This is a genomic window from Polymorphospora rubra (genome assembly GCF_018324255.1).
GTDB lineage: Bacteria > Actinomycetota > Actinomycetes > Mycobacteriales > Micromonosporaceae > Polymorphospora > Polymorphospora rubra.
In genome coordinates this window covers 3486306-3512958 of record NZ_AP023359.1, presented here as the reverse complement: position 1 = coordinate 3512958, position 26653 = coordinate 3486306, and the positions used below count along the sequence as shown (strand labels likewise).

The following is a 26653-nucleotide window of genomic DNA, read 5'->3' as shown; positions in this document are numbered from 1 at the left end:
CGCCACGGGCGGCGACGAAGACCTGAGCGGCGGACCGCACCGCAGCCGCGACCCGAAGGAGCTCCACCCGTGAAACTGCTCGTCACCGGCGGCGCCGGCTACATCGGCGGGGTCGTCACCCGACTCCTGCTCGACGCCGGCCACGAGGTGGTCGTCCTCGACGACCTGCGCACCGGCCACCGGGAGGCACTCGCGCCGGAGGCCACCTTCGTCGAGGCCCGCATCCACGACGCCGCCCGGGTGCTCACCCCCAACGCCGGTTTCGACGGGGTGCTGCACTTCGCCGCCCTGATCGCCGCCGGCGAGTCGATGGCGCGGCCGGAGATCTACTGGGAGAACAACACCGTCGGGTCGCTCGCCCTCATCGACGCGGCCCGTGCGGCCGGCGTACGCAGGTTCGTCTTCTCCTCCACCGCGGCCGTCTACGGCAACCCCACCGAACTGCCCATCACCGAGTCGGCGGTCAAGGCCCCGACCAGCACGTACGGCGCGACGAAGCTCGCCGTCGACATGGCGCTGACCTCCGAGGCGCACGCCTACGACCTGGCGGCGGTGTCGATGCGCTACTTCAACGTGGCCGGCGCCTACCTGCGCCCCGGCCACGCCCTCGGCGAACGGCACGACCCGGAGTCGCACCTGATCCCGATCGCGTTGCAGGTCGCCGCCGGGCGCCGGGAGAAGCTCCAGCTCTTCGGCGACGACTACCCGACCACCGACGGCACCTGCGTACGCGACTACATCCACGTCGAAGACCTGGCCCGCGCCCACCTGCTCGCGCTGGACACCGCCGTACCCGGCGAGCACCGGGTCTTCAACCTCGGCAACGGCAACGGATTCTCCAACCGCGAGGTCGTCGACGTCGTACGCGAGGTCACCGGCCACCCGGTGCCGGTCGAGATGGCACCCCGTCGGGAGGGCGACCCGGCCGCCCTGGTGGCGTCGTCGGACCGGGCCCGCGACGAGTTGGGCTGGGTGCCGGCCAAGCCGACGCTGACCGAGATGGTCACCGACGCCTGGACCTTCTACCGCGACCACCTGTGATGGCCGAGCGCGGCGAGCCGGGCGCGGACCTCGCGACCCAGGTCATCCGGGTCTTCGAGCGGCAGTACGGCGAGCCGCCGGTGGGTCGGTGGGCGGCACCCGGCCGGGTCAACCTCATCGGCGAGCACACCGACTACAACGACGGCTTCGTGCTGCCGTTCGCCCTGCCACAGCGCACCGTGGTCGCCGCCACGCCGGTCGACGAACCACTGTGGACGGTGTGGTCGGAGCAGACCGGTGAGCGGATCACGTTCGACGGCGAGCAAGCCGACAAGCCGGGCCACGTCACCGGCTGGGGCAGCTACGTCGCCGGTGTGGTCTGGGCGCTGCGCGACGCCGGACACCCGGTGCCCGGTGCCCGGCTCGCCGTCGCCTCCGACGTGCCACCGGGCGCGGGTCTGTCGTCGTCGGCGGCGCTGGAGTCGGCTGTGCTGACCGCGCTGGCCGACCTGGGCCGGCTCGGCCTGCCGGTCGAGGCCCGCCCGGCGCTCGCCCAGCGGGCCGAGAACGTCTACGCCGGCATGCCGTGCGGGGTGATGGACCAGGCCGCGTCGATCCGCTGCCGGGCCGGGCACGCCCTGTTCCTCGACTGCCGGTCGCTGGACCTCGAACACATCCCCTTCGACCCGGCCACGGCGGGGCTCGCCGTACTGGTGATCGACAGCCGGGCTCCGCACCGGCACGTCACCGGCGAATACGCGGCCCGCCGGGCCGCCTGCGAGTCGGCGGCCCGGACGCTCGGGGTGCCGGCGCTGCGCGACGTGCCCCTCGACGGGCTGGCCGCCGCCCTCGACCGGCTCGACGACGACGTCGTACGCCACCGGGTGCGACACGTGGTGACCGAGAACCAGCGGGTCCTCGAGACGGTGGCACTGCTGCGGGCCGGTGATGTGACGGCGATCGGGCCGCTGATGACCGCCTCGCACGCCTCGATGCGCGACGACTTCGAGATCACCGTTCCGGAGGTCGACACCGCCGTGGCGGCCGCCCTGTCCGCCGGGGCGTACGGCGCCCGGATGACCGGCGGCGGGTTCGGCGGCTGCGTACTGGCGCTGGTCGACGCGGACCGGGCCGAGACCGTGGCGGACGCCGTCACCGCCGCGTACGTGGATCGTGGATTCACGCCGCCGGTCTGGTTCACCGCGGCCCCAGGGGCCGGAGCGACCGCCCTGTCCTGAACGGACAGCCGGCTCCGGGTCGGCCCGCTGCCGGGCCGACCCGCTGCCGATCCGTCAGTTGGCCTCGACGATCATGCCGGCGCCGACCGTACGGTTGGTCGTCTCGTCGATGACGATGAAGCCGCCCGTCGTCCGGTTGCGCCGGTAGGGGTCGGCCAGCAGCGGCACCGTGGTGCGCAGCCGGACCCGCCCGATCTCGTTGAGCGAGAGTTCGGTGGCCGACTCGTCGCGGTGCAGCGAGTTGACGTCGAGCCGGTACTGCAGGCCACGGACGACCGCGCGGGCCGCCCGGGTGGTGTGCTTGATGGCGTACTTGCCGCCGACCTGGAGCGGACGGCTCTCGTCCATCCAGCAGATCATCGCCTCGACGTCCTGGGCGACCGCCGGCGCGTTGTTGGGCCGGCAGATCATGTCGCCGCGCGAGATGTCGATCTCGTCGCTCAGCCGTACGGTCACCGACATCGGCGGGAACGCCTCCTCGACCGGCCCGTCGGCGGTCTCGATGGCGGAGATCCGGCTGGTGAAGCCGGACGGCAGCACCATCACCTCGTCACCGGGCTTGAGTACGCCGGACGCGACCTGGCCGGCGTAGCCCCGGTAGTCGGTGACGGTGTTGGACTGCGGCCGGATGACGTACTGCACCGGGAACCGGACGTCGACCAGGTTGCGGTCGGACGCGATGTGTACGTGCTCCAGGTGGTGCAGCAGCGACGAGCCCTCGTACCAGGGGGTGTTCTCCGACCGGCTGACGATGTTGTCGCCCTTGAGCGCGGAGATCGGGATGACGGTCAGGTCGGGCACGTCGAGCTTCGCCGCGAACGCGGTGAACTCGTCGGCGATCTTCTCGAAGACCTCCTGCGACCAGTCGACCAGGTCCATCTTGTTGACGCACAGGACCAGGTGCGGCACCCGCAGCAGCGAGCAGAGGAACGCGTGCCGGCGGGACTGCTCGACCAGACCCTTGCGGGCGTCGACCAGGATCAGCGCCAGGTCGGCGGTGGACGCGCCGGTCACCATGTTGCGGGTGTACTGGATGTGCCCCGGGGTGTCGGCGATGATGAACTTGCGCCGGGGGGTGGCGAAGTAGCGGTAGGCGACGTCGATCGTGATGCCCTGCTCGCGTTCGGCCCGCAGGCCGTCGGTGAGCAGCGCCAGGTTGGTGTACTCGTCACCGCGGGCGGCACTGACCGCCTCGACCGCCTCCAACTGGTCGGTGAAGAGCGACTTGGTGTCGTAGAGCAGCCGACCGATCAGGGTCGACTTGCCGTCGTCGACGCTGCCCGCGGTGGCGAACCGCAGCAGGTCCATGGGGCGTCCCTCGGCGGTGCCGGCGGGCACCTCCGTCGTCGGAGCCGTCATCAGAAGTAGCCCTCCCGCTTGCGGTCTTCCATGGCGGCCTCGCTGACCCGGTCGTCACCGCGGGTCGCGCCCCGCTCGGTGATCCGGGTCGCGGCGACCTCGTCGATGACGAGTTCGACGGTGTCGGCGTCGGAGCGTACGGCGGCGGTGCAGGATGCGTCGCCGACGGTGCGGTAGCGGACCCGGGCGGTGAACGGGGTCTCGCCTCCGCGCGGGCGGATGAAGTCGTTGACGGCGTAGAGCATGCCGTCGCGCTCGATCACCTCGCGGTCGTGCGCGTAGTAGATCGACGGCAGCGGGATCCGCTCCCGTGCGATGTAGTGCCAGATGTCCAGCTCGGTCCAGTTGGACAGCGGGAAGATCCGGATCGACTCGCCCGGGTGGTGCCGCCCGTTGTAGAGGCTCCACAGTTCGGGGCGCTGGTTCTTGGGGTCCCACTGGCCGAAGTCGTCGCGGAAGCTGAAGACCCGCTCCTTGGCCCGGGCCTTCTCCTCGTCGCGCCGGGCGCCGCCGAAGAGCGCGTCGAAGCGGTACTTCTCGACCGCGGCGAGCAGGACCGGGGTCTGGATCCGGTTGCGCATCCCGTCGCCGGACTCGCGGACCAGGCCGGAGTCGATCGCCTCCTGGACGCTGGCGACCACCAGTTGCAGGCTGAGTTCGCTGACCCGCCCGTCGCGGTAGTCGAGCACCTCGGGAAAGTTGTGCCCGGTGTCGACGTGCATCACCGGGAACGGGATCCGGGCCGGGGCGAACGCCTTCTCGGCCAGCTTGAGCATGACGATCGAGTCCTTGCCGCCGGAGAAGAGCAGCACCGGCCGCTCCAGTTCGGCGACCACCTCGCGCATCACGAAGATGCTCTCGGCCTCCAGCGCGTCCAGGTGTGACACCCGGTAGGCAGCTGTCCCGCTCATACCGTCGCCCTTTCCGTGCCGCTCACCAGGACGGCGCTCACCAGGATGCCGCTCATGAATTCCCAACCTTCCCGATCGGTCAAGGCCACTTGAGCATAGACAACCATCATACTCCGATATGACGTTGCAGAGCCGCAAGCAGCCTCGGCGCAAGATCCTTACGGCACACCACGAGGTCGGGCAGCTTGGGATCAGGCTCGTTGTATTTCAGCGCAGATCCGTCGACTCGGGAAGCGTGCAGGCCGGTGGCCGTCGCCACAGCCACCGGAGCGGCCGAATCCCACTCGTACTGCCCCCGGCGTGCACGTACGCGTCGGCCTCGCCGCTGATCACCGCGGCGATCTTCGCGCCGGCCGACCCCATCGGCACCAGCACCGCGCCGACGTCCTCGGCCAGCCCGGTGAGAAACGCCGGCGGGCGGCTGCGGCTCGCGGCGAGCCGTACCGGCGCGGCACCTCCGGCACCGGCCGGACCGACGGTCATCGGCGGGTACGCCGGCGGCTGGTCCGTACCCAGCACCCGGTGCTGCGCCGGCAGCGCCACCGCCCCGGCGACCAGCTGGTGGGAGGCGGACCCCTGCCGCGACCACAGCGCCACGTGCACCGCCCAGTCCGACCGACCCTCCTCGGAGAACTCCCGGGTCCCGTCGAGCGGGTCGATGATCCACACCCGCTCCGCGGACAGCCGCGCCGGCGGCGCCATACCCTCCGTCCGGTCGCCGACCGTGTCGTCGGCGGCCGTGTCGTCGGCGGCCACCCAGGCCCGCCGCGATCCGTCGTCCTCCTCCGACAGCACCGCGTCGGCCGGCCGCCAGCGGGCCAGCTCCGTACGCAGCAGGTCGTGCGCGACCTTGTCGCCCGCCGCCTTCAGCGCCGCCGGATCGTCGTGCCCGAGTTCGGCCCGGACGCCGAGCAGAGCCTGCCCGGCCCGTTCGGCGAGCCATCTCGCGAACGCCCCGTCGATCACGGGAGGAGTAGCCATTTCTCAGACCTCCATCCGGAACGGCCGGACCACACGCATCCGTGGCTCCGACATCAGTACGCTCCGGAAGATCGGGCGACGGCGGTGGCCGTACGCATCAGAATCACGATGTCGAGCGACAGCGACCAGTTCTCGACGTACCGGAGATCCAACCGGATCGCCTCCTCCCAGGACAGGTCCGATCGGCCGGAAACCTGCCACAGACCGGTCATTCCGGGCTTGACCGCCAACCGCCGGCGGACATCGTCCGGATACGCCGCCACCTCCTGCGGCAGCGGCGGTCGCGGGCCGACCAGTGACATCTGCCCCCGGAGCACGTTGAACAACTGCGGCAGCTCGTCCAGGGACAGCCGGCGCAGCCAACGACCGACCGGCGTGACCCGCGGATCGTCACGGATCTTGAAGAGCACCCCGTCGTGCTCGTTGAGATGCGCCAACTCCGCCAGCCGTGCCTCGGCGTCGAGATACATGCTGCGGAACTTGTACATCAGGAACGGACTGCCGTCCCGACCGGTCCGCACCTGACGGAACAATACCGGGCCGGGCGAGTCACGGCGGATGGCGACCGCCACCACCAACAGCACCGGAGCCAGCAGGACCAGCAGAAACGCCGCCCCCACCCGATCCACGACCTCCTTGACCACCCGGGCACCCCCCTCCAGCCGCGGATGCTCGACGTGCAGCATCGGCAGGCCGTCCACCGGCCGGATCGTCGTACGCGCCCCCGCGACGTCGATCAGGGCGCTCGCCACGATCAGGTCCACCTCGTCGCGCTCCAGCCGCCACGCCAGCCGGCGCAGCGCCTGCCCGTCCAGCTCCGGACAGGACAGCACGACCACCGTGTCCGCCGCCGACGCCCGCACCGCGGCCGCCACGTCGTCGAACGTGCCGAAGACCGGCAGGTCCACGTCACCGCCCCGGCTCGGCGGCAGGCAGGCACCGACGACCTCCATGCCGTGATAACGCTCCCGGCGCAACTGCCGGGTGACGTGCAGGATCGCCAGTTCGTGCCCGACCACGATCACCCGGCGCAGGCACTCACCCCGCTCCCGGGCCCGGTGCAGCCGCTTGCGCAGCCCGAACCGTACGACCACCGCCGCGAACGTCGCCGCCGGCAGCGCCACCAGCACGTACGACCGGGCCGTCGGAATGTCGAAGGCGTACGACACGACCGCCGCGCCGGCGGTCAACCCCAACCCGGCCCGGATCACCCGCTGGTACTCGTCGGTTCCGACGAACAGGAACCTGCTCTCGTACGCCCGCACGAACGCCAGCACCGCCACCAACGCCACCGGCAGCAGCACCGACAGCAGCAGATAGATCCGATCCTCGAAACTGGTCACCTGCCCGAAGCGCAGCACGAACGCCAGCGCCCCGGCCGCCAGCCCCACGCCGAGGTCGGCGAGCAGCAGGGTCGTCCGGTAGCGGGACTCCCAGGCCGCCCGGCGCGGCACCGCGGCATGCCGGCCCGGCACCCGGCGCGACCAGATCGACGGCCGCGTCGCGTGCCGGGCCGGACGGACCCCGCCGGCGGGCCGGCGGGACCGGCGCCCGCGCTGGTCCGACGCCGGATCGTCGAGAGACTCCGGATCGTCCGGAAACGCCGGTTCGTCGAGGAATCCCAGCCCGTCGTCGAGGTCGAACCCCGGCTGGTCCACCGGTTCGAAGGCCCGCTCGATGTCGCGGACCAACTCCGGGTCGGCCCGGGCCACGGTCAGCTGATGCCCCCCGCCGCCGGCCGGCGCCGGGCTGGTCGGCACCGCGGAAAAATCGAAGAACGGCAGCACGATCGTGTCGTCCTGCCGCCCTGGCCGGGCCCCCGCGGTCGGATCGAAGTCACTCAACCACCACCGCTGCACCCTGCCTCCCGGAAAACCCGCCAACCACGAACAGACCGCCACAACGGGCACGTCTGCCGTGACCAACGCGTAAACCGGACAGGCGACACGGCGGCGCCGGCCGACCGCCTACGACGCGTGGTAGGTGTTCTGGGCCCACTCCAGCCCGCGGATCACCACCGCCTCCACCACATCCGCCGCCCGATCGACCATGAACTCCAGTTCCTTGCGCTCGGCCGATGAAAAGTCGGACAACACGTAGTCGGCCGGGTCCTGCCGGCCCGGCGGCCGCCCGATGCCGAACCGCACCCGCAGATAGTCCTTCGTTCCCAGCGACTTCGACATCGAACGCAGCCCGTTGTGCCCGCCCTCGCCACCGCCGCACTTCGCCCGCAACTGCCCGTAGGCGATGTCCAACTCGTCGTGCACCGCGACGACCTGCGCCGGCGGCACCTTGTAGAACTGCGCCAGCGCCGCCACCGGCCCACCGGACAGGTTCATGTACGTCAACGGCTTGGCGATCACCAGTCGGGGCCCGCCGAGCCCCAGCCGCCCCTCGGCCACGTCCGCCACCGCCCGGCGGTGTCGGCCGAACTTCGCCCCGATCCGGCCGGCCAACAGATCAGCGACCATGAAACCGACATTGTGCCGGTTGCCGGCGTACTCCCGGCCCGGATTGCCGAGCCCGACCACGAGCCACGGGTGAGTAACGTCCGACATCCTCGTCCTTCTCCCTCGCCGACTTCCCGGAAATCCTCGCCGACAGCCCGGAAACGCAACCAGGCGCCCCCGATCACATCGGGGACGCCTGGTTTACGCGCTTTCGATCAGGCTTCGGCCTTGGCCTCGGCCTCGGCGGCCTCGCCCGTCTCCTCCGCCTCGGCCTCGGTCACCTCGGCAGCCTCCTCGGCGACCGGCTCGCCGCCCTCGGCCTCGAGCTGCTCGGCGGTCGGCGCCACGGTCACCACGGCCACCACCAGCTCCGGGTCGACGGTCAGCTCGACACCGGCCGGCAGCTTCACGTCGGCGGCGGTGACCTGCGAACCCGCCTCCAGGCCCTCGATCGAGGCCTCCAGGTGGTCGGGCAGCTTCGTCGCGTCGGCGTTCACCGACAGCGTCGCGTGCTCGTGCACGATCAGCGTGTCCCGGACCGCCTCGCCGACGAGCTGCACCGGCACGTCGACGGTGATCTTCTCGCCGCGACGTACCAGCAGCAGGTCGACGTGGTCGAACGTGTCACGGATCGGGTCACGCTGAATCGCCTTCGACACCGCGAGCACCTGGGTGCCGTCGGTGATGTCGATCGCGAAGAGCGCATTGGCACCGTTGTGCCGGATCGCGGCGGCGAACTCCCGCGCCGGCAGCGCGATGTGCCGGGGCTTCTCGCCGTGGCCGTAAAGCACGGCCGGAACCTTGCCGGCCCGGCGGGTACGACGGGCACCACCCTTGCCGAACTCGGTACGGGGCTCGGCGCTGATCTTTACCTCGGACACGGGAAAACTCCTGATGCTATGGCTGCGGCGGGACGTCGGCTGGCGGTGCCGGGCGGGGGGCTCGCTGGGGCTCCTCGAAGAGGCGCACTGCCCGGAGCACCGTGTCGATGACGGTGCCCCCATGCGGCTGTGCCTTCCCGACACCGCGCACTCTCCACATGGTGTGAAACCGTGTGGTCGAGCACCGGCCCGGTCAGCAGCGGCCCGCAGGGCACCCTCGCCATGGCAACCGCATAAGTCTACCCGAGCCGCCGACCGCCCTTGACGCCGTACCCGGCCAACCGGCCAGGATCCCCCGGACGAGGGCGTCCCCCACGTCGTACCCGCCGTGACGGACGCCCCGGCGTCAGCTCAATCCACCGAACAGGGTGGTCACCGAACCATCGTCGAAGACCTCCCGGATCGCCCGCGCCAACAGCGGCGCGATCGACAACACCGTGATCTTGTCGAGCCGCTTCTCGGGCGGCAGCGGCAGCGTGTTGGTCACCACCACCTCGCTGATCCGGCTGTTCTTCAACCGCTCCGTCGCCGGATCGGACAGCAGCGCGTGCGTCGACGCCACCACGATGTCCGCCGCCCCGGCCTCGTAGAGGATCTCCGACGCCTTCGTGATGGTGCCACCGGTGTCGATCATGTCGTCGACGATCAGGCAGACCCGGCCCTCGACCTCACCCACCACCCGGTTGGCGACCACCTGGTTGGGCTTCGACGGGTCCCGGGTCTTGTGGATGAACGCCAGCGGGCAACCACCCAGCCGGTCCGTCCACCGCTCCGCCACCCGCACCCGGCCCGAGTCCGGGGCGACGACCGTCATCGGCCGGCCGGCGAACTTCGACTCGACGTACCCGGCCAACGTGTCCATCGCGAACAGGTGGTCGACCGGACCGTCGAAGAACCCCTGGATCTGCGCGGTGTGCAGGTCCACCGTCAGGATCCGGTTGGCGCCCGCCGTCTTCAGCAGGTCGGCGATCAGCCGGGCCGAGATCGGCTCCCGGCCACGGTGCTTCTTGTCCTGCCTGGCATACGGGTAGAACGGCAGAACCACGGTGATCCGCTTGGCCGACCCGCGCTTCAACGCGTCGACCATGATCAGCGTCTCCATGACCCACTTGTTGACACCGTGCGTCACGGACTGGACGACGAACGCGTCCGAGCCCCGCACCGACTCCCGGTATCGAACAAAGATCTCGCCGTTGGCGAACTCGTAGGAATCGCTCGGCGTCGGTGCCACGCCCAGCACCTGGCCGATCTCCTCGGCAAGGTCGGGGAACCCCCGACCGGAGAAGAGCATCAGGCTCTTGCGGTTTTCGGCGACGATGCTGCCCATCGGCTCGTCTGCTCCCGTACGTCGGTGGTGCCGGTGGCTCCGGGACTATTCGATTGCAGTATCTCCCGAGGTCGAATCCCGTTCACCCGCTCCACCCACGACGTGCAATCCCTCACCCTCGCCAGCCACCGGAGCGCCCGCACCCGCCCCCGCGGACGCGCGCGACGCCGCCTCGGCCGCCGCCGTACCCGGCCGGCGCCGCTCGACCCAGCCGTCGATGTTGCGCTGCTCACCACGCGCCACGCCCAACGCGCCCGGCGGCACGTCCTTGATGATCACCGAGCCGGCCGCCGTGTAGGCGCCGTCACCGACCGTCACCGGCGCCACGAACATGTTGTCGGCCCCGGTACGCGCATGACTGCCGATCGTCGTGTGGTGCTTGGCCACCCCGTCGTAGTTGACGAAGACCGTCGCCGCGCCGATGTTGCTCTGCTCGCCGATCGTCGCGTCACCGACGTACGACAGGTGCGGCACCTTCGAGCCCTCACCCACCGCAGCGTTCTTCGTCTCCACGAACGTGCCGACCTTCGCCTTACGCGCCAGCCGCGACTTCGGCCGCAGATAGGCGTACGGGCCGACACTCGCCTCCGGCCCGATCTCGGCCTGCACCGCGTGCGCGCGCAGCACCGTCGCACCCGCGCCCACCGTGGTGTCGATCAGCGTCACGTCCGGGCCGACCGTGGCCCCCCCGGCGACCACACTGCTCCCCCGCAGTTGGGTGTTCTGGTCCACGAGCGCGTCCCGCTCCAGCCGCACCGTCACGTCGATCCACGTCGTCTCCGGGTCGAGGATGCTCACCCCGGCCCGCATCCAGCCGGCGTTGACCCGGTCGCGCAGCAGCCGACGCAACGCGGCCAACTCGACCCGGTCGTTGCAGCCGAGGGTCTCCGTCGCGTCGGCCGCCACGTGCACCGCGACCGCCTCGCCGGCCGCCGACAGCAGCCCGAAGACGTCGGTCAGGTATTCCTCACCCTGGTCGTTGTCGGTCGACAGCTTGCCGAGCGCCCCACGCAACAGCCTCGCGTCGAAGGCGTAGATGCCGGCGTTGATCTCCCGGATCGCCCGCTGCTCCGCGGTCGCGTCCCGTTCCTCCACGATCTGCTCCAGCCCGCCCCGGGCGTCCCGGACGATCCGGCCCAGGCCGCGCGGGTCGGCGACCTCGGCGGCGAGCACGGTGGCGGCGGCACCCGCGGTCTCGTGTGCCTCGACCAGGGCGGTGACCGTCTCCGGCCGCAGCAGCGGCACGTCGCCGTTGAGCACCACGACGGTGCCCTCGGCGTCGGAGATCGCCTCGACCGCGATGCGTACCGCGTGTCCCGTCCCGCGCTGCTCGGCCTGAAGGACCGGGACGGCGTCCGGGGCGACCTCGGCGAGGTGGGCGGCGACCTGGTCCGCGCCGTGGCCGACCACGACCAGAGTGCGGTCCGCGGCGGCCGGCGCGGCCGCGGCCAGGACATGACCGACCAGGGTACGACCCAACAGCGGGTGCAGGACCTTGGGCAGTGCTGACTTCATCCGCTTGCCCTCACCGGCGGCGAGGACGACGACGGTGCGGGTACGGGACTGAGGCACGAGAAGAGCTCCCGTCGGGGCGACTGGTTGTCTGCGGCCCCATGCTAGCCATGACCGGGCCGGCGCCGTCCGGTTACACCGGAGTAGAACCCGCCCAACGGGCTGAGCTCGGCCGCTAGGACTCGAACCTAGAAAATCGCCTCCAAAGGGCGACGTGTTGCCAATTACACCACGGCCGATCGCAACGCCTGGAAGCGTAACCCGGGACGCCCCCGTACGGGAATCTTACAACTGGGACCCGGCGGCAAGACCATCCAGAACGCCCTCGATCCAGACATAAAGTTCACGCGCCCGCGGAACCCGCACAGTCATGCATCCGTGGTAGTCAGGTCCGGTGTTCATACGGCTGGTGAGCGGCTTGTGCCGCTTGATCAGCGGCTTCTGGAACCGGTCCGAATCAATCCCTAACCGCTCTCCCCACCAGCGTGCGCTCGCATCGACATCAGCCGTCTCGTGAATGCTCAGGCGGTAGCGCAACTCCTGCCGGGACATGCCGACCAGCTCTACGAAGCGGAGGAAGATCTCGATCAGGCGTGGGTCGCTGTTGATGAGGTGCAGCTCGTACTGCTTGCGATGAGGCTTGCCCTTCGTTCCCTCCGACCAGTAGAGCACCGCACCGAGCAGCAGCAGTTCGCGGTCATCGGGCCGGCCGACCCAGGCTGCTGCCCGCGCTCTTGCAGCGCCCTCCGCCGCATCCTTCGACTGGCGGCGTTGGATCGTCCGTGCTCGACGCAAATCCTGGGCCGCCTCACGGCGCTCCTTCGCCTGCGGCGAATCATTGTCGAGCGGGAGATGCCGAACCCACAGGTAGGCGGTCGACTTGGCTACCGCCAGTTCGGTGGCGATCTCGGGTACCGACCAACCCTCCGCACGTAGGCGCAGGGCACTGCTCCTCAGCTCGTCTTTGGCGGTCGGCCGGCGGGTCCATGCTGGGGCGGGCACACCGCGCAACAGTTCGTAGAGCCGATCCTTGCCGACACCGAGCAGCCGCCCGATCTCTCGGGCGGCGAGACCTTCCACCGTACGGAGACGTCGAGCCTCGTCAGCAAGGGGATCCGTCATGCCCTCGACGTTCGCACTGCGCCAAGGATCGGAGCGAGGGCTCCACGCGTACAGGATGGTCGATGAATAGCTACGGCACCGTAAGTTACGGTAACGTAGGCGTAAGTTATTGATCTCCCCGCATCGAGGTGTCATGACCACCGCAGTCCAGCCACCACCACCCCGGACCGCCAGCACCCCCAAGCCGCTGACCGAGGGCAAGCAGCCGCCCGGCATCCTGATCGCCCTCTGGTCCTTCGTGATCATCCCGTTCCTCGCCCTGATCGCCGCCGTACCGGTGGCCTGGGGTGGCTGGCTGAGCTGGACGGACGTGGCGATCGGATCGGTCTGGTATCTCGTCGCCGGGCTCGGCATCACGGTCGGCTTCCACCGCTACCTCACCCACGGTTCGTTCAAGGCCAAGCGGTGGCTGCGGATCACCCTGGCGGTCGCCGGGTCCCTCGCCGTCGAGGGCAACGTCACCCAGTGGGTCGCCGACCACCGGCGCCACCACGCGTTCTCCGACGTCGAGGGCGACCCGCACTCGCCGTGGCGGTTCGGCACCAGCGTCTGGGGTTTGACCAAGGGGCTCTTTTTCGCCCACGTGGGCTGGCTCTTCCACCGGGAACTGTCCAACCGCGCCCGGTTCGCCCCGGACCTGTTGGCCGACAAGGACATCCGCCGCGTCGACCGCCTGTTCCCGCTCCTGGTGATCGTCTCGGCGCTCACGCCGGCCCTGATCGGCGGTCTGGTCACCTGGTCCTGGCAGGGGGCGTTGACCGCGTTCTTCTGGGCCGGCCTGGTCCGCATCGCCCTGCTGCACCACGTCACCTGGTCGATCAACTCGGTGTGCCACGTCTACGGCGACCGCCCCTTCGAGGTACGACAGGGGGACCGTGCCTCGAACTTCTGGCCGCTGGCGATCGTGTCGTTCGGGGAGAGCTGGCACAACCTGCACCACGCCGACCCCACGAGCGCCCGCCATGGCGTGCTGCGCGGCCAGGTCGACATCTCCGCACGGGTCATCTGGCTCTTAGAGAAGGTGGGCGCCGCCTGGGACGTACGGTGGCCGAAGCAGGAGCGGATCGCGGCAAAGCTGGTCAAACCCACCACACCGCAGTGACCAGCACGGTCCCGGACATCCCGCCCATGTCCCGCGCCTGGCAGGATGGCCCCGTGACCGAGCGGAGCGAGGGAACCATCAGGCCCAGTGCCCCACACGGTGCCGCCGAGCGCAGCGAGGTGGCATCGTGACCGAGCGGAGCGAGGGGGCATCGTGACCGAGCGGAGCGAGGGGGCGGCGTGACCGAGCGGAGCGAGGGTCCGGGCGTCACAGCCGGCGGACGTGCCCGGCCGGCCACGTCGACCCCGAAGAGCGGTTCCCGGGTACGGATGTCGGCCGCGCAACGACGCGAACAGTTAATCGCCACGGGCCGCCAACTGTTCGCGGAGCGCGGCTTCGACGCGACGTCGATCGAGGAGGTCGCCGCCCGGGCCAAGGTCTCGAAGCCCGTCGTCTACGAGCACTTCGGCGGCAAGGAAGGGCTGTACGCGGTCGTGGTGGACCGGGAGGTCCGGGCGCTGCTCGACCGGATCACGACCGCGTTGACCGCCGGTCATCCGCGCGAACTGCTGGAGCAGGCGGCGCTGGCGCTGCTCGACTACATCGAGAACGAGACCCACGGCTTCCAGGTGCTGGTCCGCGAGTCTCCCGTGCTTTCCGCGACGGGCAACTTCAGCAGTGTCATGAACGACGTCGCGCACCAGGTCGAGCACATTCTCGGCGCCGAGTTCAAGAGCCGGGGGTACGACCCGAAGCTGGCGGAGCTCTACTCGCAGGCGCTGGTCGGCATGGTGGCGTTGACCGGCCGTTGGTGGCTGGAGGTGCGCAAGCCGCGCAAGGAGACGGTGGCGGCCCATCTGGTCAACCTGGCCTGGAACGGCCTGTCGCATCTAGAGGCCAAGCCGGCCCTGCTCACCCGGTAGGGATGCGCCGGCAGCGGCGGCTAGCCGCGTGAGGACGGCTGGCTGCGGTACGCCTTTTCGGCGTGGGCGTCCTCGGGCGAGCCGACCTTGTCGTAGAGGCCGGTCGCAAGGAAGATCAGCCCGAAGATCATCGACACGATCACGGTCGACATCGAGAAGTTGAGGAAGTTCAGGTCGGTCTGCATCACGGCCATCATCCCGATGGCGGCGGCCATGAAGAGGATGCCGATGCCGAGGTTGAGGTAGTGGGAGAAGTTCCTGCCGAGGACCGAGCCGATCAGGATGACCAGCCCGAAGACGATCGACATGAGGGCGAAGGCCAGGTTGGTGCGCAGGCCGAGCACCCAGACGGGGCCGCGTTCGAAGAGTGGATCGCCCCAGGTCTGGACGACGCCGACGATGCCGAAGAAGAGGACGTACGCGCCGACGAGGCCGGCGATGGTGCGGTAGAGCGGCCGCAGCGGGTGGTTGACGGGTATGTGCGCCATCGCGTTCTTCTCCTGCCGTACCTCCGTGGGGGCTCGGGCTGATTCTCGCCCGGGACGCGCGCGGGCGTCCGCCGAACCGGCGGACGCCCGTGGTGGTTACGGCGGGACACCGTCAGAGGATCAGGCGGGCGTCCTGCCAGGCGCGGTGCTCGTCGTCGCTGCCGACCTTGCCGTACATGCCGGCCATCAGCAGGACGATGCCGATGAGCATGGTGACGACGACGGTGGTGACGGTGAAGTTGAAGATGTTGGCGTCGGTGCGCAGCACGGCGAGTTCGCCGAGGCCGAGCGCCATGAAGAGGTAGCCGAACCACTTGTTGACCGCGGCGTCGATGTTGCGGCCCAGGCCGGTGGCCACCAGGATGATCACCCCGAGTACGACGGAGACGACCGAGAATCCGAGGTTGGTGCCCTGGCCGAGTACGGCGCCGCCGTCCTGCGCGAAGAACTCCCCGCCGCCGGTCTCGATGAAGCCGAGCACGCCGAAGGCGATCAGGTAGAGGCCGATCAGCGCGCCGATGGCCCGGTAGATCGGCCGCGCCGGGTGGTTGACGGGGTTGTGCGCCATGTCTGAAGTCTCCAACGCCGTTTCCAGTGGTGGTCGCCGACGATTCTCGCGCACAGCCCCCACGTGACGGCGGACACCCCTGGTGGTCAGCTGTCGGGGAGCTGTTCGGCGAGGGCGAGCCAGGACTCCTCGACGGCCTCCCGGTCGGCGGTGACGGCCCGGAGTTGGGCGTCGAGTTCGGCGACCTTGGCGTAGTCGGTGGCGTTCGCGGCGAGTTGCTCGTGCAGTCCGGCCTCTTTCTGTTCGAGCTTGGCGACCTGCCGTTCGAGCCGGGTGAGTTCCTTGCGGGCGGTGCGGACCTCGGCCGCGCTGAGCCCCGGCGCGCCGGGGGCACCGGCCTCGGCCGTACCGCCGCCGGCGGGGCGTCCGGCGCCGTCCGCGGCGCGGCCGCCGCCGGCCGTACCCGGTGCCTTGCCGGTCGGGCCGGTGACCCGGGCCAGGTATTCGTCGACGCCGCCGGGCAGGTGGACCAGCCGGCCGTCGCCGAACATCCCGTACGCGACGTCGGTGACCCGTTCGATCAAATAGCGGTCGTGGCTGGCGACGACGACGGTGCCGGGCCAGGAGTCGAGCAGGTCCTCGAGGGCGGCGAGGGTGTCGGTGTCCAGGTCGTTGGTCGGCTCGTCGAAGAGCAGCACGTTGGGTTCGCCGGCGAGCAGGCGCAGGATCTGGAGGCGGCGCCGTTCACCGCCGGAGAGGTCGCCGACCGGGGTCCAGAGCCGCCGGTCGTCGAAGCCGAACATCTCGGCGAGCTGGGAGGCGGCGAGTTCCCGGTCGCCGAGGGTGACCCGGCGGGCGACCTCCTCGACGGCTTCGAGGACCCGCAGTTCGCGGGGCAGTTCGGCGAGTTCCTGGGAGAGGAACGCGGGCCGGACGGTGGAGCCGGTGACGATGCGGCCCTTGTCGGGTTCGCGGACCCCGGCGAGCAACCGGAGCAGGGTGGTCTTGCCGGCCCCGTTCGCGCCGAGCAGGGCGATCCGGTCGCCGGGGCCGACCTGCCAGGTGAGGTCGTCGAGGATGAGTTTGGGGCCGGCGAGCAGGGTGACGTCGGTGAGGTCGTACACCTGCTTGCCGAGACGGGCGGTGGCCAGCCGTTGCAGGGTGACGGTGTCGCGCGGCTCGGGTACGTCGGCGATCAGTGCGTTGGCGGCCTCGATCCGGAAGCGCGGCTTGGAGGTACGGGCCGGCGGGCCGCGCCGCAGCCAGGCGATCTCCTTGCGGAGCAGGTTCTGCCGGCGGGCCTCGGTGGCGGCGGCGACCCGTTCGCGTTCGACGCGGGCCAGCGTCCAGGCGGCGAAGCCGCCTTCGTAGACGCGTACGGCGCGGTCGGCGACCTCCCAGGTGGCGGTGCAGACGGCGTCGAGGAACCAGCGGTCGTGGGTGACGACGACGAGGGCGCCGCGCCGGCCGGTGAGGTGGCGGGCGAGCCAGTCGACGCCGGCGACGTCGAGGTGGTTGGTGGGCTCGTCGAGGATCAGCAGGTCGGCGGTGCGGACGAGGAGGGCGGCCAGCGCCACCCGGCGCCGTTCACCGCCGGACATCGGGCCGACGGGCTGGTCGAGGCCGAGGTGGGGCATGCCGAGGCCGTCGAGGATCGACCGTACGCCGGCGTCGCCGGCCCATTCATGTTCGGCGCCGAAGCCCTCGGGCAGCCAGGCGGTGCCGATGACGACGTCCCGGACGGTGGCGTCGGGGGCGAGGTCGAGGTTCTGCGGCAGCCAGGCGACCCGCAGGTCGCGGCGGTGGGTGACCCGCCCGGAATCCGGTTCCTCGATCTTGGTCAGCATCCGGAGCAGGGTGGACTTGCCGGCACCGTTGAGGCCGACGACACCGATCCGGTCGCTGTCGTCGAGGCCGAGGGAGACGTCGGTGAGGAGCTGGCCGGCCGCGCCGTAGCCCTTGGACACCCGGTCCAGGTTGACGATGTTGGCCAAGACTCCACCTCTGCTGGGCTGTTGGTACGGGAGACTGCGGGCTGTGCGGGCGACTGCCAAGGGTAACTGCGCCTGCGGGCTGTGCGGGCAGCCGCCAGGGGGTAACTGCGCCCGCGGGCCGTGCGGGCAGCCGCCAAGGGGGTAACTGCGCCCGCGGGCCGTGCGGGCAGCCGCCAAGGGGGTAACGCGGACGGTCAGACGATCCGGGCGCCGGCGACGGGTCCGTGGGCGGTGCGGGCTTCCCGACAGACGCCGGTGGTCGCCAGTTCGGCGGCGATGCGGCGGGCGTCGGCGGCGTCGGTGGCAAGGAACACGCAGGTCGGTCCGGAGCCGGAGACGAGGCCGGCGAGGGCGCCGGCGGCCCGGCCGGCGTCGAGTACGTCGGCCAGCGCCGGCCGCAGCGAGACGGCGGCGGGCTGCAGGTCGTTGCCGAGTGCCGCGCCGAGTACGGCCGGGTCGCGTTGCCGCAGCGCGGCGAGCAGGCTGTCGGCGCTGCCGAGGGCGGCGGGGGCGGTGCCGGCGTCGCGGAGCCGGTCGATCTCGCGGTAGACCTCGGGGGTGGACAGGCCGCCGTCGGCGACGGCGACGACCCAGTGCCAGGTGCTGGGGCGGGCGAGGACGGGGCTGACCGTCTCGCCGTGGCCGGTGCCGAGGGCGGTGCCGCCGTGGACGAGGAACGGTACGTCGGAGCCGAGGCCGGCGCCGATGTCGGCGAGTTCGTCGCGGCTGAGGCCGGTGCCCCACAGGGTGTCGCAGGCGAGCAGGGTGGCGGCGGCGTCGGCGCTGCCGCCGGCGAGGCCGCCGGCGAGCGGGATCTGCTTGCGCAGGTGGAGCCGGGCGTGGGCAGGCACCCGGGTGTGGGCGGCCAGCGCGCGGGCGGCCCGGATGATCAGGTTGGTCTCGTCGAGGGCGAGTTCACCGGTGCCCTCGCCCTCCATGGTCAGGGTGAGGGTGTCGCCGTGGCGGGCGGTCAGCTCGTCGTGGATCGAGATCGCGTGGTAGACGGTGTTGAGCTCGTGGTAGCCGTCGGGGCGTAGCGGTCCCACCCCGAGGTGCAGGTTGATCTTGGCGGGTACGCGTACCCGGACCGGGCCGGTCGCTCCGCGCCGCGGCTGGCCGTCGTCGCCACCCGGTCCCCACGCCTCGGTCACCGGACGCGACCAGCGGCAGGGCGGCGGGGTGCGGGCGGCCGGGTCAGCTCGGCCCGTACGGTCGTTGATCTCCTGTCCGGCACGGCGTCAGCCTACTCGGCGGCCGGCACACCGCCGGGAGCCGCCGCGGCGATCGCCGCGAACTGCGCGACGGTCAGCGCCTCACCACGGGCGCCGGGGTCCACACCGGCGCTGGTCAGCACGGCTGCGGCGGGCTCGGAGCCGCCGGCCCAGCCGGCGAGCGCCCCGCGCAGCATCTTGCGCCGCTGCGCGAACGCCGCGTCGACGACCGCGAAGACCCTGTCCCGGCGGACGTCGGCCCGGGGCGGCTCGCGTCGGGTGAAGGCGACCAGTCCGGAGTCGACGTTCGGCACCGGCCAGAAGACGTTGGGCGGCACCCGGCCGGCGTTCTTCGCGCTGGCGTACCAGGCGAGTTTGACCGACGGGATGCCGTACACCTTGGAGCCGGGACCGGCGACCAGCCGGTCGGCGACCTCCTTCTGCACCATCACCAGGCCGCGCCGCAGGCTCGGCAGTTCGGCCAGCAGGTGCAGGACGACGGGTACGGCGACGTTGTACGGCAGGTTGGCGACCAGCGCGGTCGGCGCCGGGTCACCGAGGTCGGCGGCGGTGATCCGCAGCGCGTCGGCGTGGTGCACCGTCAGCCGGGCGGCTTCGGCCGGCGTCGCGTACGTGGCGACGGTGTCCGGCAGAGCGGTGGCCAGCACCGGGTCGAGTTCGACGGCGTGGACGTGCCGGGCGGCGGGGAGCAGGGCGAGGGTCAGCGAGCCGAGGCCCGGCCCGACCTCGACGACCACGTCGTCGGGGTCGAGGTCGGCGGCGGCGGCGATCCGGCGCACCGTGTTGGGGTCGTGGACGAAGTTCTGGCCGAGCTTCTTCGTCGGCGTGACGCCGAGCCGCGCGGCGAGTTCCCGGATCTCCACCGGCCCAAGCAGTCCCATGCCCGCAGAGCCTACGGTCCCCGTCGTCGGCCGCTGGCGGGGCAGGTTCAGGCGGTGCGGCCGGCTCGCCGGATCCGGCCGTCAGCCAGCAGCGCGAACAGCGCCAACGCGACGCCGAGGCCGACGGTCACAGTGATCACCAGCGGGCGATCGGGGTGGGTGGGGGCGGGCGCCGACATGATCCCGGCCACCGCCGCGGCAAGTGCGGCGGCCAGCATGAGACAGCGGGCGATGGTCACCGGCACGGCAGGCGCGGCGGAACCCGCCGACCCGGTCGGGACAGCCGCACCGCTGGCCGGTGAATGGCTGACGAGCAGCGCGGTCACCAGGATCGTCAGCGAGCCGACGACGCCGCCCAGGCCGGCGATCAGCCACGGCAGGCCGATCCCGGTCACGCCCGCGGTGATCCCGTTGCCGCCGGCAGCCGCGACCAGGCCGAAGATCACCACGGCCAGTAGGTGCGACGGTGCGACACGGAGCAGCCGGCGACGCCCCGTCTGGTCAGCCCTCATCCGCGTGCCCTTCGGTGATTCACCTGTGCTCGCCTGGCAACGGCAGCGTACGCCGGGCCAGGACCCGACCGCTGCCCCTGTTACCAGGGGCCGAAGACGCGGTCGCCGGTGGCGGAGATGGCCGCGCAGAGTTCGTCGAGGTCGGCGCCGGTCGTCCCGGCCAGCGCCCGCACGGTCAGCGGGATCAGGTACGACGCGTTGGGGCGTCCCCGGTGCGGCATCGGCGTCAGGTAGGGCGCGTCGGTCTCGACCAGCAACTGGTCCAGCGGGGTGATCTTCGCGGCGTCGCGCAGCGCGGTGGCGCTGCCGAACGTCACGGTGCCGGCGAAGCTCAGCACGTAGCCCCGGTGTACGCACTCCGCGGCGAACTCGGCGTCGCCGGAGAAGCAGTGCAGTACGACGGTTTCCGGCGCGCCCTCGTCGTCGAGCACCCGCAGTACGTCGGCGTGCGCGTCCCGGTCGTGGATGACCAGTGCCTTGCCGAACCGCTTGGCGATGGCGATGTGGGCCCGGAAGCTCGCCTCCTGGGCGGCCCGGCCGTCCTCGCCGGTGCGGAAGAAGTCCAGGCCGGTCTCGCCGATGCCGCGGACCCGATCGTCGGCGGCCAGCGTCTCGATCTCGCGCAGCGCCTCGTCGAGGTCGGCCAGCCGGGGCGCCTCGTTGGGGTGCAGCGCGACCGTGGCCAGCACCGAGGGATGCCTGGCCGCCGTCTCGACTCCCCACCGCGACGACGCGACATCGACACCGACCTGCACCAGCCGGTCGACGCCGGCCTCGGCCGCGACGGCGATGATCGCGGCAACCGGATCGGCCGGCGGGGTGGCGGCCGTGTGGTCGCCGGTCGCCGGGCCGCCGCCGGGCGTACCGGCCTCGGTGATCGTGATGTCGAGGTGGGTGTGGCTGTCGATCACCGGCCGGGGCAGCGGCTCAGGCGCGGGCGGAAACTCACCGGCCCGCCGGTCCGCGCGCTGGCGGCGGGTCTCGGTCGACTCAGTCATCGCCGCCAGCATCACACACCGCCGTCACCCGCCCGCTCCCTCCCCGCCGCTCCACACCCCGGCACGGACTGAGCGCCAGCGGGGTTGTCGCGGCTGGATAACTCCGCTGGCGCTCAGTTGGTCGGGTTCACTCCGCCAGGCGGGCCAGTTCCTCGTCGACGATCGACGGGTCGAGCTTGCGGAAGACCGGCTTCGGGGCGGCCAGCGGCCGGCCGGCCGGCAACGGCACCGACTCCCAGCGGGCGCCGACGGTGTAGTCGCCGGTCAGCACCGGGTAGGCCGGCCCGCCGTCGAGGTCCGCCACCTCGACGATCGAGGGCATCGGGGCGTGTACGCCGGTGCCGCCGAGCAGTTCGTGCACCTTCTGCGCCGAGTGCGGCAGGAACGGGGTGAGCAGCGTGTTGGCGTCGCTGACCACCTGCAACGCGACGTGCAGGATGGTCCCCATCCGGGGCTTGTCGTCGTCGCCCTTGAGCTTCCACGGCGCCTGGTCGGACAGGTAGCGGTTGGCTTCGGCGACGACCCGCATCGCCTCCCCGATCGCCTGCTTCTGCCGGTGCCGGCCGATCAGCTCGCCGACCGTGTCGAAGCCGGCGCGGGCGGTGGCGAGCAGCGCCTCGTCGGCGGGCGTGAGCCCGGCCTCGTCGACCGGCGGAACGGCGCCGAAGTTCTTCGCCGCCAGCGAGATCGACCGGTTGACCAGGTTGCCCCAGCCGGCGACGAGTTCGTCGTTGTTGCGGCGGAGGAACTCGGCCCACGTGAAGTCGGTGTCGTTGCTCTCCGGGCCGGCGACCGCGATGAAGTAGCGCAGGGCGTCGGCGTCGTAGCGGGCCAGGAAGTCGCGTACGTAGATGACGACCTGACGCGACGACGAGAACTTGCGGCCCTCCATCGTCAGGAACTCGCTGGAGACGACCTCGGTCGGCAGGTTGAGCCGGCCCAGTTCGCCGGGCTCGCCGCCCTTGTCGCCCTCGCCGGAGTAGCCGAGCAGCAGCGCCGGCCAGATCACCGAGTGGAAGACGATGTTGTCCTTGCCCATGAAGTAGTAGCCACCGGCGTCCCTGCCCTCGCCGTCGGCGGCCCACCACCGTCGCCACGCGTCGGGGTCGCCGGAGCGACGGGCCCACTCGATGGACGCGGACAGGTAGCCGATGACCGCGTCGAACCAGACGTAGATCCGCTTGTCGCCGCGGTCGCGCCAGCCGTCGAGCGGAATCGGCACCCCCCACTCCAGGTCGCGGGTGATCGCCCTCGGCTGGAGGTCGTCGAGCAGGTTCTTCGAGAACCGCAGCACGTTGGTCCGCCAGCCCTCGCGGGTGTCGAGCCACTTGCCGAGCGCCTGGGCGAACGCCGGCAGGTCGAGGAAGAAGTGCTCGGTCTCGACGAACTTCGGCGTCTCACCGTTGATCTTCGAGCGGGGGTTGATCAGGTCGACCGGGTCGAGCTGGTTGCCGCAGTTGTCGCACTGGTCGCCGCGCGCACCGTCGTAACCGCAGATCGGGCAGGTGCCCTCGATGTAACGGTCCGGCAGGGTACGGCCGGTCGACGGCGAGATGGCACCCATGGCGACCTTGGGCACGATGTAGCCGTTGGCGTACAGCCCCTCGAAGATCTGCTGCACGACGGCGTAGTGGTTGCCGGTCGTGGTCCGGGTGAAGAGGTCGTACGACAGACCGAGGCCGTGCAGGTCCTCGACGATGACCCGGTTGTAGCGGTCGGCCAGCTCCCGCGGGGTCACCCCCTCCTTGTCCGCCTGGACCTGGATCGGGGTGCCGTGCTCGTCGGTGCCGGAGACCATGAGTACGTCGTGCCCGGCCATCCGCATGTACCGGCTGAATACGTCGGAGGGCACTCCGAAGCCGGAGACGTGGCCGATGTGGCGCGGGCCGTTGGCGTAGGGCCAGGCGACCGCGGCGAGAACGTGACTCATGGCCGACAAGCCTAGTGACCGGGTCCGCGGCGACGCGAACGGATAGCCGAGCCGCCCCGCTCCGGATCTTCCTCGTACCACTCGGGCGACCTGCCCGTTTTGTCGGCCGACACGCGCGGCCGGCTGCGTCACCATCCGACCGGGGCGTAGTCCAATGAAGGTTGTGACGGGCGAATCTACGGCGGCGCGACCGGGCGACAGCACCGACGGCACACCGGCCACGGCGGACCGACCCGCGACCGGGCGGGCCGGCGGCGGCGCCGGCCCCTGGGCGGAGACCGGTCCGGACACCGCCTGGTGGCGGGGCGATCCGGCCGCCACAGCCGCCAGGTTCGCCACGGTACGGGCACCCGAACCGTCCGTCCCGCCGGCCCCGACCGTCAGCCTGACCCCGCAGGCCCAGCCCACGCCGCCCGCGCCGGCCCGCCCCGGGACCGGGACCGGGCACGATCCGGCCACTACGACCGACGACGATCCCGCCGGATCCGAGGTTCCGGCCAGACTCGACGAGCCGGCCGAGGTCGACGAGCCGGCCGAGGTCGACGAGCCGGCCGAGGTCGACAGGGCCGCTGAGGTCGACAGGGCCGCTGAAGACGACGGGCCGGCGAGCACGTCGGATCCGGTCACCCCGCCGTCGGCGGTTTCCGTTCCGGACCGCACCGTCGCGGACCTGGTCGAGACGCACATGGCCGAGGCGGACCCGGCCGAACCCGACCCGACCGAACCCGAAACGGCCAGGACCGAGACAGCCAGGTCCGAGACGGCCGGGACCGAGACAGTCGAGACCGAGACGGCCGGGAACGGCCCGACCGAGACCGAGACGGCCGCCGCCCACACCGAGCCGGCAGACCCTCCGGTCGAGCCGCCCGCGCCGCTCGACGACGCGCCGAGGACCGCCGAGTTCGTCGAGCCGGCGACCACATTCCCGTCCCCGGACGAGACGGCTCCGACCGTGATGGTCCCGGAGGCGGCCGGCACGACAACGCCCCGGTCGGCCACCACGTCCCCCCGGGCCACCCCACGCCCGGACGAGGGCCGGGCCGGTACGGCCGAGCCCGACGTCACGCCGGAACCCGACGTCACGGCAGAGCCCGACGTCACGGCAGAGCCCGACGTCACGGCAGAGCCGGTTGGCACGTCCGAATCCCCCAACCAGCCCGAACCTTCCCGCCACCCCGAGGCTGCTGGCCGGCCCGAACCTGCTGGCGGGCCGGAGGCGCCACCTGCCGGCCTGCCGGAGGCGACCCACGGCCCCGCGGCGGCCCCGGCGCCAGTGCCGATCAAGGACCGCGAACCGATCAAGGACCGCGCGCCGGCAAAGACTTCCGAGCCGGTGAAGACCTCCAAGTCGGTGAAGACCTCCGAGCCGGTGAAGACCTCCGAGCCGGTCAAGGTCCTGGAGCCCACGGGGAACGCCGAGCCGGCCGGTGAACCCGAGGCGATCGGCGCCGAACCCGACCGTGGGTCGGCCGGCACCGATGGAGGCGGCGGCGCCCCGGCCCCACGCGACGGGGTCGAGCCGACCATCGGCGTGGACTCCGCTCAGCTCGAGCTTCCGGCGCAACCGGTCGGGGCGGCGCGGCCGGTACCCGTCGTACCGGATGGGGTCGGGCGGGCGGCGGCCCGGACGGCGGTTCCGGCCGCGCGCGGCGCGGAGCCCGCGCGGGTGGCCGGGCCGGCGGACGACGACCCGTTCTGGTTGCCGGTCGAGGAGATGCCGGGCGACGGCACGCAGGGGTGGCCGACGCAGCGGATGCGGGGCGGCCGGCGGCGGCTCGAACCGGCCGCGCCGCGCCGGGGCAAGATCCCCCGGCCGCCGCGCCGGCCGATCGCCGGGCTGGCGTCACTGGTGGTGTTGGCGCTGGTGGCGACGTTCTTCGCATGGGTGAGTGCCGAGCCGCTGTGGCTCGCGCTCGGGCGCGGCAACGACGGAACGGCGACGGTGACGAACTGCGCCGGCGACGGGGTCGGCCAGCGCTGCGAGGGCGCGTTCACGTCGGCGGGCGGAACGTTCACCACCGGGTCCGTACGGCTGCTCGGGGTGGCCGAGGACCAGCGGGACGCCGGTACGCGGGTGTCGGCGCGGATGGTCGACGCGGACAGCGGTACGGCGTACGTGGCCGGTGATCCGACGACACTGCACCTGCGGTGGGCGCTGGGGTTGGCGCTGGTGCTGTTGTGCGGGGTCGGGATCGTATGGGCGACCGGTGCGCTGCGGCTGACCGACCGACGATCGCGACGCCTGGCAACCCTGACCAGCCTGGCCGCCCCGCTGCTCCTGACGATCGGCTTCCTGGCAGCCACGTTCTGACCCGCCCGTCGCTGTCCCGCTGTCCCGCTGTCCCGCTCCAAGGTCCGCGTGATCAGGGAGTTTGCACCCCGACGCGCCGACGACACGCCCTACCTACTCCCTGATCACGCGGATCTTGGGCGGAGCCCGAGCGGAGCCCGAGCGGAGCCCGGGTTCAGGTGGGGGTGTGGACTATCTGGTAGACGTCGCGTTTGCGTAGGGCGTGTTCGGTGGCGACGGCCTCGATGGCGTCGCGGCGGGACAGGCCGGCGGTCTCCCGGTCGGCGACCTCGGCCCGGAGTTCGGCGTCGGTCGGGCGCGGCGGCGGGCCGGCCGGCGCGCCCGCGACGACGAGCGTGATCTCGCCCCGCGGGTCGCCGTCGGCCGCCCACCGGGCCAGGTCACCGAGCGGTCGGCGCAGCACCTCCTCGTACGTCTTGGTCAGCTCGCGGCAGACTGCGGCGGGCCGGTCGGCGCCGAAGGTGGCGGCGAGGTCGGCGAGGGTGCCGGCGATCCGGTGCGGCGACTCGAAGAAGATCAAGGTGCGTTCCTCGGTGGCGAGGGCGCGTAGCCGGGCGCGGCGCGGGCCGCCGGTGCGGGGCAGGAAGCCCTCGAAGCAGAACCGGTCGCTGGGCAGGCCGGAGACGGCGAGTGCGGTGGTGACGGCGCTCGGTCCGGGGGCGGCGGTGACGGGTGCCCCGGCGTCGAGGGTGGCCCGGACCAGACGGTAGCCGGGATCGGAGACGCTCGGCATGCCGCCGTCGGTGACCAGCGCGACCAGCGCACCGTCCATGATCGACCGAACCAGGTCGGGGGTACGGCGTTCCTCGTTGCCCTCGAAGTACGACACGATCCGCCCGGCGACGGTGACGTCGAGATCGCGGGCCAGCCGGGTGAGGCGTCTGGTGTCCTCGGCGGCGACGATGTCGGCCTCGGCGAGGGTCTCGCGTAGCCGGGTGGAGGCGTCGGCGGGATTTCCGAGCGGTGCACCGACTAGCACCAGTCGCCCTTTATCGGACAAATTTCCCACCGATCGAGCCCTTCATCGACACACATGACTTACAACAGATGGACAACGGACGTCGTTTCACGC

At 71.5% G+C, this 26653-nt stretch carries 22 protein-coding genes, 1 tRNA gene and 1 pseudogene; 5 read left to right on the top strand and 19 right to left on the bottom strand.

The genetic code is table 11. The features are described 5' to 3' along the window. Positions 1 to 69: 69 nt before the first annotated feature. A complete protein-coding gene (gene galE / locus Prubr_RS16190) occupies positions 70 to 1041 on the top strand; it encodes a UDP-glucose 4-epimerase GalE (RefSeq protein WP_212826298.1) in 972 nt (323 codons plus the stop codon). Further along, on the top strand, positions 1041 to 2219 hold the full coding sequence (gene galK / locus Prubr_RS16185; protein WP_212828114.1) for a galactokinase: 1179 nt from the start codon (positions 1041 to 1043) through the stop codon (positions 2217 to 2219). The genes galE and galK overlap by 1 nt, the downstream gene beginning before the upstream one ends. 54 nt (positions 2220 to 2273) lie before the next feature. On the opposite strand, the gene cysN is transcribed toward galK, so the two are convergent. From cysN to Prubr_RS16135, 10 genes and pseudogenes are all read right to left on the bottom strand, one after another. After that, a complete protein-coding gene (gene cysN / locus Prubr_RS16180) occupies positions 2274 to 3578 on the bottom strand; it encodes a sulfate adenylyltransferase subunit CysN (RefSeq protein WP_212826296.1) in 1305 nt (434 codons plus the stop codon). Further along, positions 3578 to 4489 (bottom strand): sulfate adenylyltransferase subunit CysD, encoded by a 912-nt coding sequence (gene cysD / locus Prubr_RS16175; protein WP_212826294.1) that lies wholly within the window; start codon positions 4487 to 4489, stop codon positions 3578 to 3580. The genes cysN and cysD overlap by 1 nt, the downstream gene beginning before the upstream one ends. Positions 4490 to 4595: 106 nt before the next feature. Next, positions 4596 to 5470 (bottom strand): annotated as a pseudogene (locus Prubr_RS16170) (3'(2'),5'-bisphosphate nucleotidase CysQ). Between the two features lie 53 nt (positions 5471 to 5523). After that, entirely contained in the window at positions 5524 to 6945 is a 1422-nt protein-coding gene (locus Prubr_RS16165) for a sugar transferase (RefSeq protein ID WP_246568976.1), read from the bottom strand. 492 nt (positions 6946 to 7437) lie between these two features. Continuing rightward, the gene (gene pth / locus Prubr_RS16160; RefSeq protein WP_212826292.1) at positions 7438 to 8028 is read right to left on the bottom strand and encodes an aminoacyl-tRNA hydrolase; all 591 of its coding nucleotides are present in this window, start codon (positions 8026 to 8028) and stop codon (positions 7438 to 7440) included. 107 nt (positions 8029 to 8135) lie between these two features. Beyond that, the gene (locus tag Prubr_RS16155; RefSeq protein WP_212826289.1) at positions 8136 to 8801 is read right to left on the bottom strand and encodes a 50S ribosomal protein L25/general stress protein Ctc; all 666 of its coding nucleotides are present in this window, start codon (positions 8799 to 8801) and stop codon (positions 8136 to 8138) included. 346 nt (positions 8802 to 9147) lie between these two features. Continuing rightward, the gene (locus Prubr_RS16150) at positions 9148 to 10128 is read right to left on the bottom strand and encodes a ribose-phosphate diphosphokinase (protein ID WP_212826287.1); all 981 of its coding nucleotides are present in this window, start codon (positions 10126 to 10128) and stop codon (positions 9148 to 9150) included. A 45-nt stretch (positions 10129 to 10173) separates the two neighbouring features. After that, positions 10174 to 11700 carry a bifunctional UDP-N-acetylglucosamine diphosphorylase/glucosamine-1-phosphate N-acetyltransferase GlmU gene (gene glmU, locus Prubr_RS16145; RefSeq protein WP_212826285.1) on the bottom strand — a complete coding sequence of 509 codons (1527 nt, stop codon included), beginning with the start codon at positions 11698 to 11700 and terminating at the stop codon, positions 10174 to 10176. Positions 11701 to 11807: 107 nt separating this feature from the next. Continuing rightward, a tRNA-Gln gene (locus tag Prubr_RS16140) sits at positions 11808 to 11879 on the bottom strand. Positions 11880 to 11925: 46 nt separating this feature from the next. Next, on the bottom strand, positions 11926 to 12762 hold the full coding sequence (locus Prubr_RS16135) for a helix-turn-helix domain-containing protein (RefSeq protein WP_212826283.1): 837 nt from the start codon (positions 12760 to 12762) through the stop codon (positions 11926 to 11928). A 133-nt stretch (positions 12763 to 12895) separates the two neighbouring features. On the opposite strand from Prubr_RS16135, the gene Prubr_RS16130 reads away from it, so the two are divergent. Further along, the gene (locus Prubr_RS16130) at positions 12896 to 13864 is read left to right on the top strand and encodes an acyl-CoA desaturase (RefSeq protein WP_212826281.1); all 969 of its coding nucleotides are present in this window, start codon (positions 12896 to 12898) and stop codon (positions 13862 to 13864) included. Positions 13865 to 14133: 269 nt separating this feature from the next. After that, positions 14134 to 14727 (top strand): TetR/AcrR family transcriptional regulator, encoded by a 594-nt coding sequence (locus Prubr_RS16125; protein WP_246568972.1) that lies wholly within the window; start codon positions 14134 to 14136, stop codon positions 14725 to 14727. Positions 14728 to 14747: 20 nt separating this feature from the next. Here the strand turns inward: Prubr_RS16125 and Prubr_RS16120 are convergent, their stop codons facing one another. From Prubr_RS16120 to metG, 8 genes are all read right to left on the bottom strand, one after another. Further along, positions 14748 to 15215, bottom strand: coding sequence for a DUF4383 domain-containing protein (locus tag Prubr_RS16120; protein WP_212826277.1), 468 nt, complete (start codon positions 15213 to 15215; stop codon positions 14748 to 14750). A 112-nt stretch (positions 15216 to 15327) separates the two neighbouring features. Beyond that, positions 15328 to 15783 (bottom strand): DUF4383 domain-containing protein, encoded by a 456-nt coding sequence (locus Prubr_RS16115; protein ID WP_212826275.1) that lies wholly within the window; start codon positions 15781 to 15783, stop codon positions 15328 to 15330. A gap of 86 nt (positions 15784 to 15869) precedes the next feature. Beyond that, a complete protein-coding gene (locus tag Prubr_RS16110; protein WP_212826273.1) occupies positions 15870 to 17717 on the bottom strand; it encodes an ABC-F family ATP-binding cassette domain-containing protein in 1848 nt (615 codons plus the stop codon). Positions 17718 to 17911: 194 nt separating this feature from the next. Then, complete coding sequence (locus tag Prubr_RS16105) at positions 17912 to 18868, bottom strand: 4-(cytidine 5'-diphospho)-2-C-methyl-D-erythritol kinase (RefSeq protein ID WP_212826271.1); 957 nt, start codon at positions 18866 to 18868, stop codon at positions 17912 to 17914. Positions 18869 to 18960: 92 nt separating this feature from the next. Beyond that, positions 18961 to 19830: a 16S rRNA (adenine(1518)-N(6)/adenine(1519)-N(6))-dimethyltransferase RsmA gene (rsmA, locus tag Prubr_RS16100; protein WP_212826269.1), complete on the bottom strand. Its 870-nt coding sequence runs from the start codon at positions 19828 to 19830 to the stop codon at positions 18961 to 18963. Positions 19831 to 19877: 47 nt separating this feature from the next. After that, the gene (locus Prubr_RS16095; RefSeq protein WP_212826267.1) at positions 19878 to 20342 is read right to left on the bottom strand and encodes a hypothetical protein; all 465 of its coding nucleotides are present in this window, start codon (positions 20340 to 20342) and stop codon (positions 19878 to 19880) included. Between the two features lie 80 nt (positions 20343 to 20422). Next, the gene (locus Prubr_RS16090) at positions 20423 to 21352 is read right to left on the bottom strand and encodes a TatD family hydrolase (protein ID WP_212826265.1); all 930 of its coding nucleotides are present in this window, start codon (positions 21350 to 21352) and stop codon (positions 20423 to 20425) included. 115 nt (positions 21353 to 21467) lie between these two features. After that, positions 21468 to 23270, bottom strand: coding sequence for a methionine--tRNA ligase (gene metG / locus Prubr_RS16085; protein WP_212826263.1), 1803 nt, complete (start codon positions 23268 to 23270; stop codon positions 21468 to 21470). 163 nt (positions 23271 to 23433) lie between these two features. On the opposite strand from metG, the gene Prubr_RS16080 reads away from it, so the two are divergent. Further along, positions 23434 to 25581, top strand: coding sequence for a hypothetical protein (locus tag Prubr_RS16080; RefSeq protein WP_212826261.1), 2148 nt, complete (start codon positions 23434 to 23436; stop codon positions 25579 to 25581). A gap of 154 nt (positions 25582 to 25735) precedes the next feature. On the opposite strand, the gene rsmI is transcribed toward Prubr_RS16080, so the two are convergent. Further along, on the bottom strand, positions 25736 to 26581 hold the full coding sequence (gene rsmI, locus Prubr_RS16075) for a 16S rRNA (cytidine(1402)-2'-O)-methyltransferase (protein WP_425518022.1): 846 nt from the start codon (positions 26579 to 26581) through the stop codon (positions 25736 to 25738). Between the last annotated feature and the right edge of the window lie 72 nt (positions 26582 to 26653).

What these genes read in the sequence shown, in the direction of transcription:
- Prubr_RS16130 (WP_212826281.1), top strand. Translation starts at nt 12,896, where the DNA reads ATGACCACCGCAGTCCAGCCACCACCACCCCGGACCGCCAGCACCCCC.
- Prubr_RS16115 (WP_212826275.1), bottom strand. Translation starts at nt 15,783, where the DNA reads ATGGCGCACAACCCCGTCAACCACCCGGCGCGGCCGATCTACCGGGCC.
- rsmA (WP_212826269.1), bottom strand. Translation starts at nt 19,830, where the DNA reads ATGGGACTGCTTGGGCCGGTGGAGATCCGGGAACTCGCCGCGCGGCTC.
- metG (WP_212826263.1), bottom strand. Translation starts at nt 23,270, where the DNA reads ATGAGTCACGTTCTCGCCGCGGTCGCCTGGCCCTACGCCAACGGCCCG.
- Prubr_RS16095 (WP_212826267.1), bottom strand. Translation starts at nt 20,342, where the DNA reads ATGAGGGCTGACCAGACGGGGCGTCGCCGGCTGCTCCGTGTCGCACCG.
- cysD (WP_212826294.1), bottom strand. Translation starts at nt 4,489, where the DNA reads ATGAGCGGGACAGCTGCCTACCGGGTGTCACACCTGGACGCGCTGGAG.
- pth (WP_212826292.1), bottom strand. Translation starts at nt 8,028, where the DNA reads ATGTCGGACGTTACTCACCCGTGGCTCGTGGTCGGGCTCGGCAATCCG.
- Prubr_RS16150 (WP_212826287.1), bottom strand. Translation starts at nt 10,128, where the DNA reads ATGGGCAGCATCGTCGCCGAAAACCGCAAGAGCCTGATGCTCTTCTCC.
- galK (WP_212828114.1), top strand. Translation starts at nt 1,041, where the DNA reads ATGGCCGAGCGCGGCGAGCCGGGCGCGGACCTCGCGACCCAGGTCATC.
- Prubr_RS16125 (WP_246568972.1), top strand. Translation starts at nt 14,134, where the DNA reads ATGTCGGCCGCGCAACGACGCGAACAGTTAATCGCCACGGGCCGCCAA.
- cysN (WP_212826296.1), bottom strand. Translation starts at nt 3,578, where the DNA reads ATGACGGCTCCGACGACGGAGGTGCCCGCCGGCACCGCCGAGGGACGC.
- Prubr_RS16090 (WP_212826265.1), bottom strand. Translation starts at nt 21,352, where the DNA reads ATGCTGGCGGCGATGACTGAGTCGACCGAGACCCGCCGCCAGCGCGCG.
- Prubr_RS16135 (WP_212826283.1), bottom strand. Translation starts at nt 12,762, where the DNA reads ATGACGGATCCCCTTGCTGACGAGGCTCGACGTCTCCGTACGGTGGAA.
- Prubr_RS16120 (WP_212826277.1), bottom strand. Translation starts at nt 15,215, where the DNA reads ATGGCGCACATACCCGTCAACCACCCGCTGCGGCCGCTCTACCGCACC.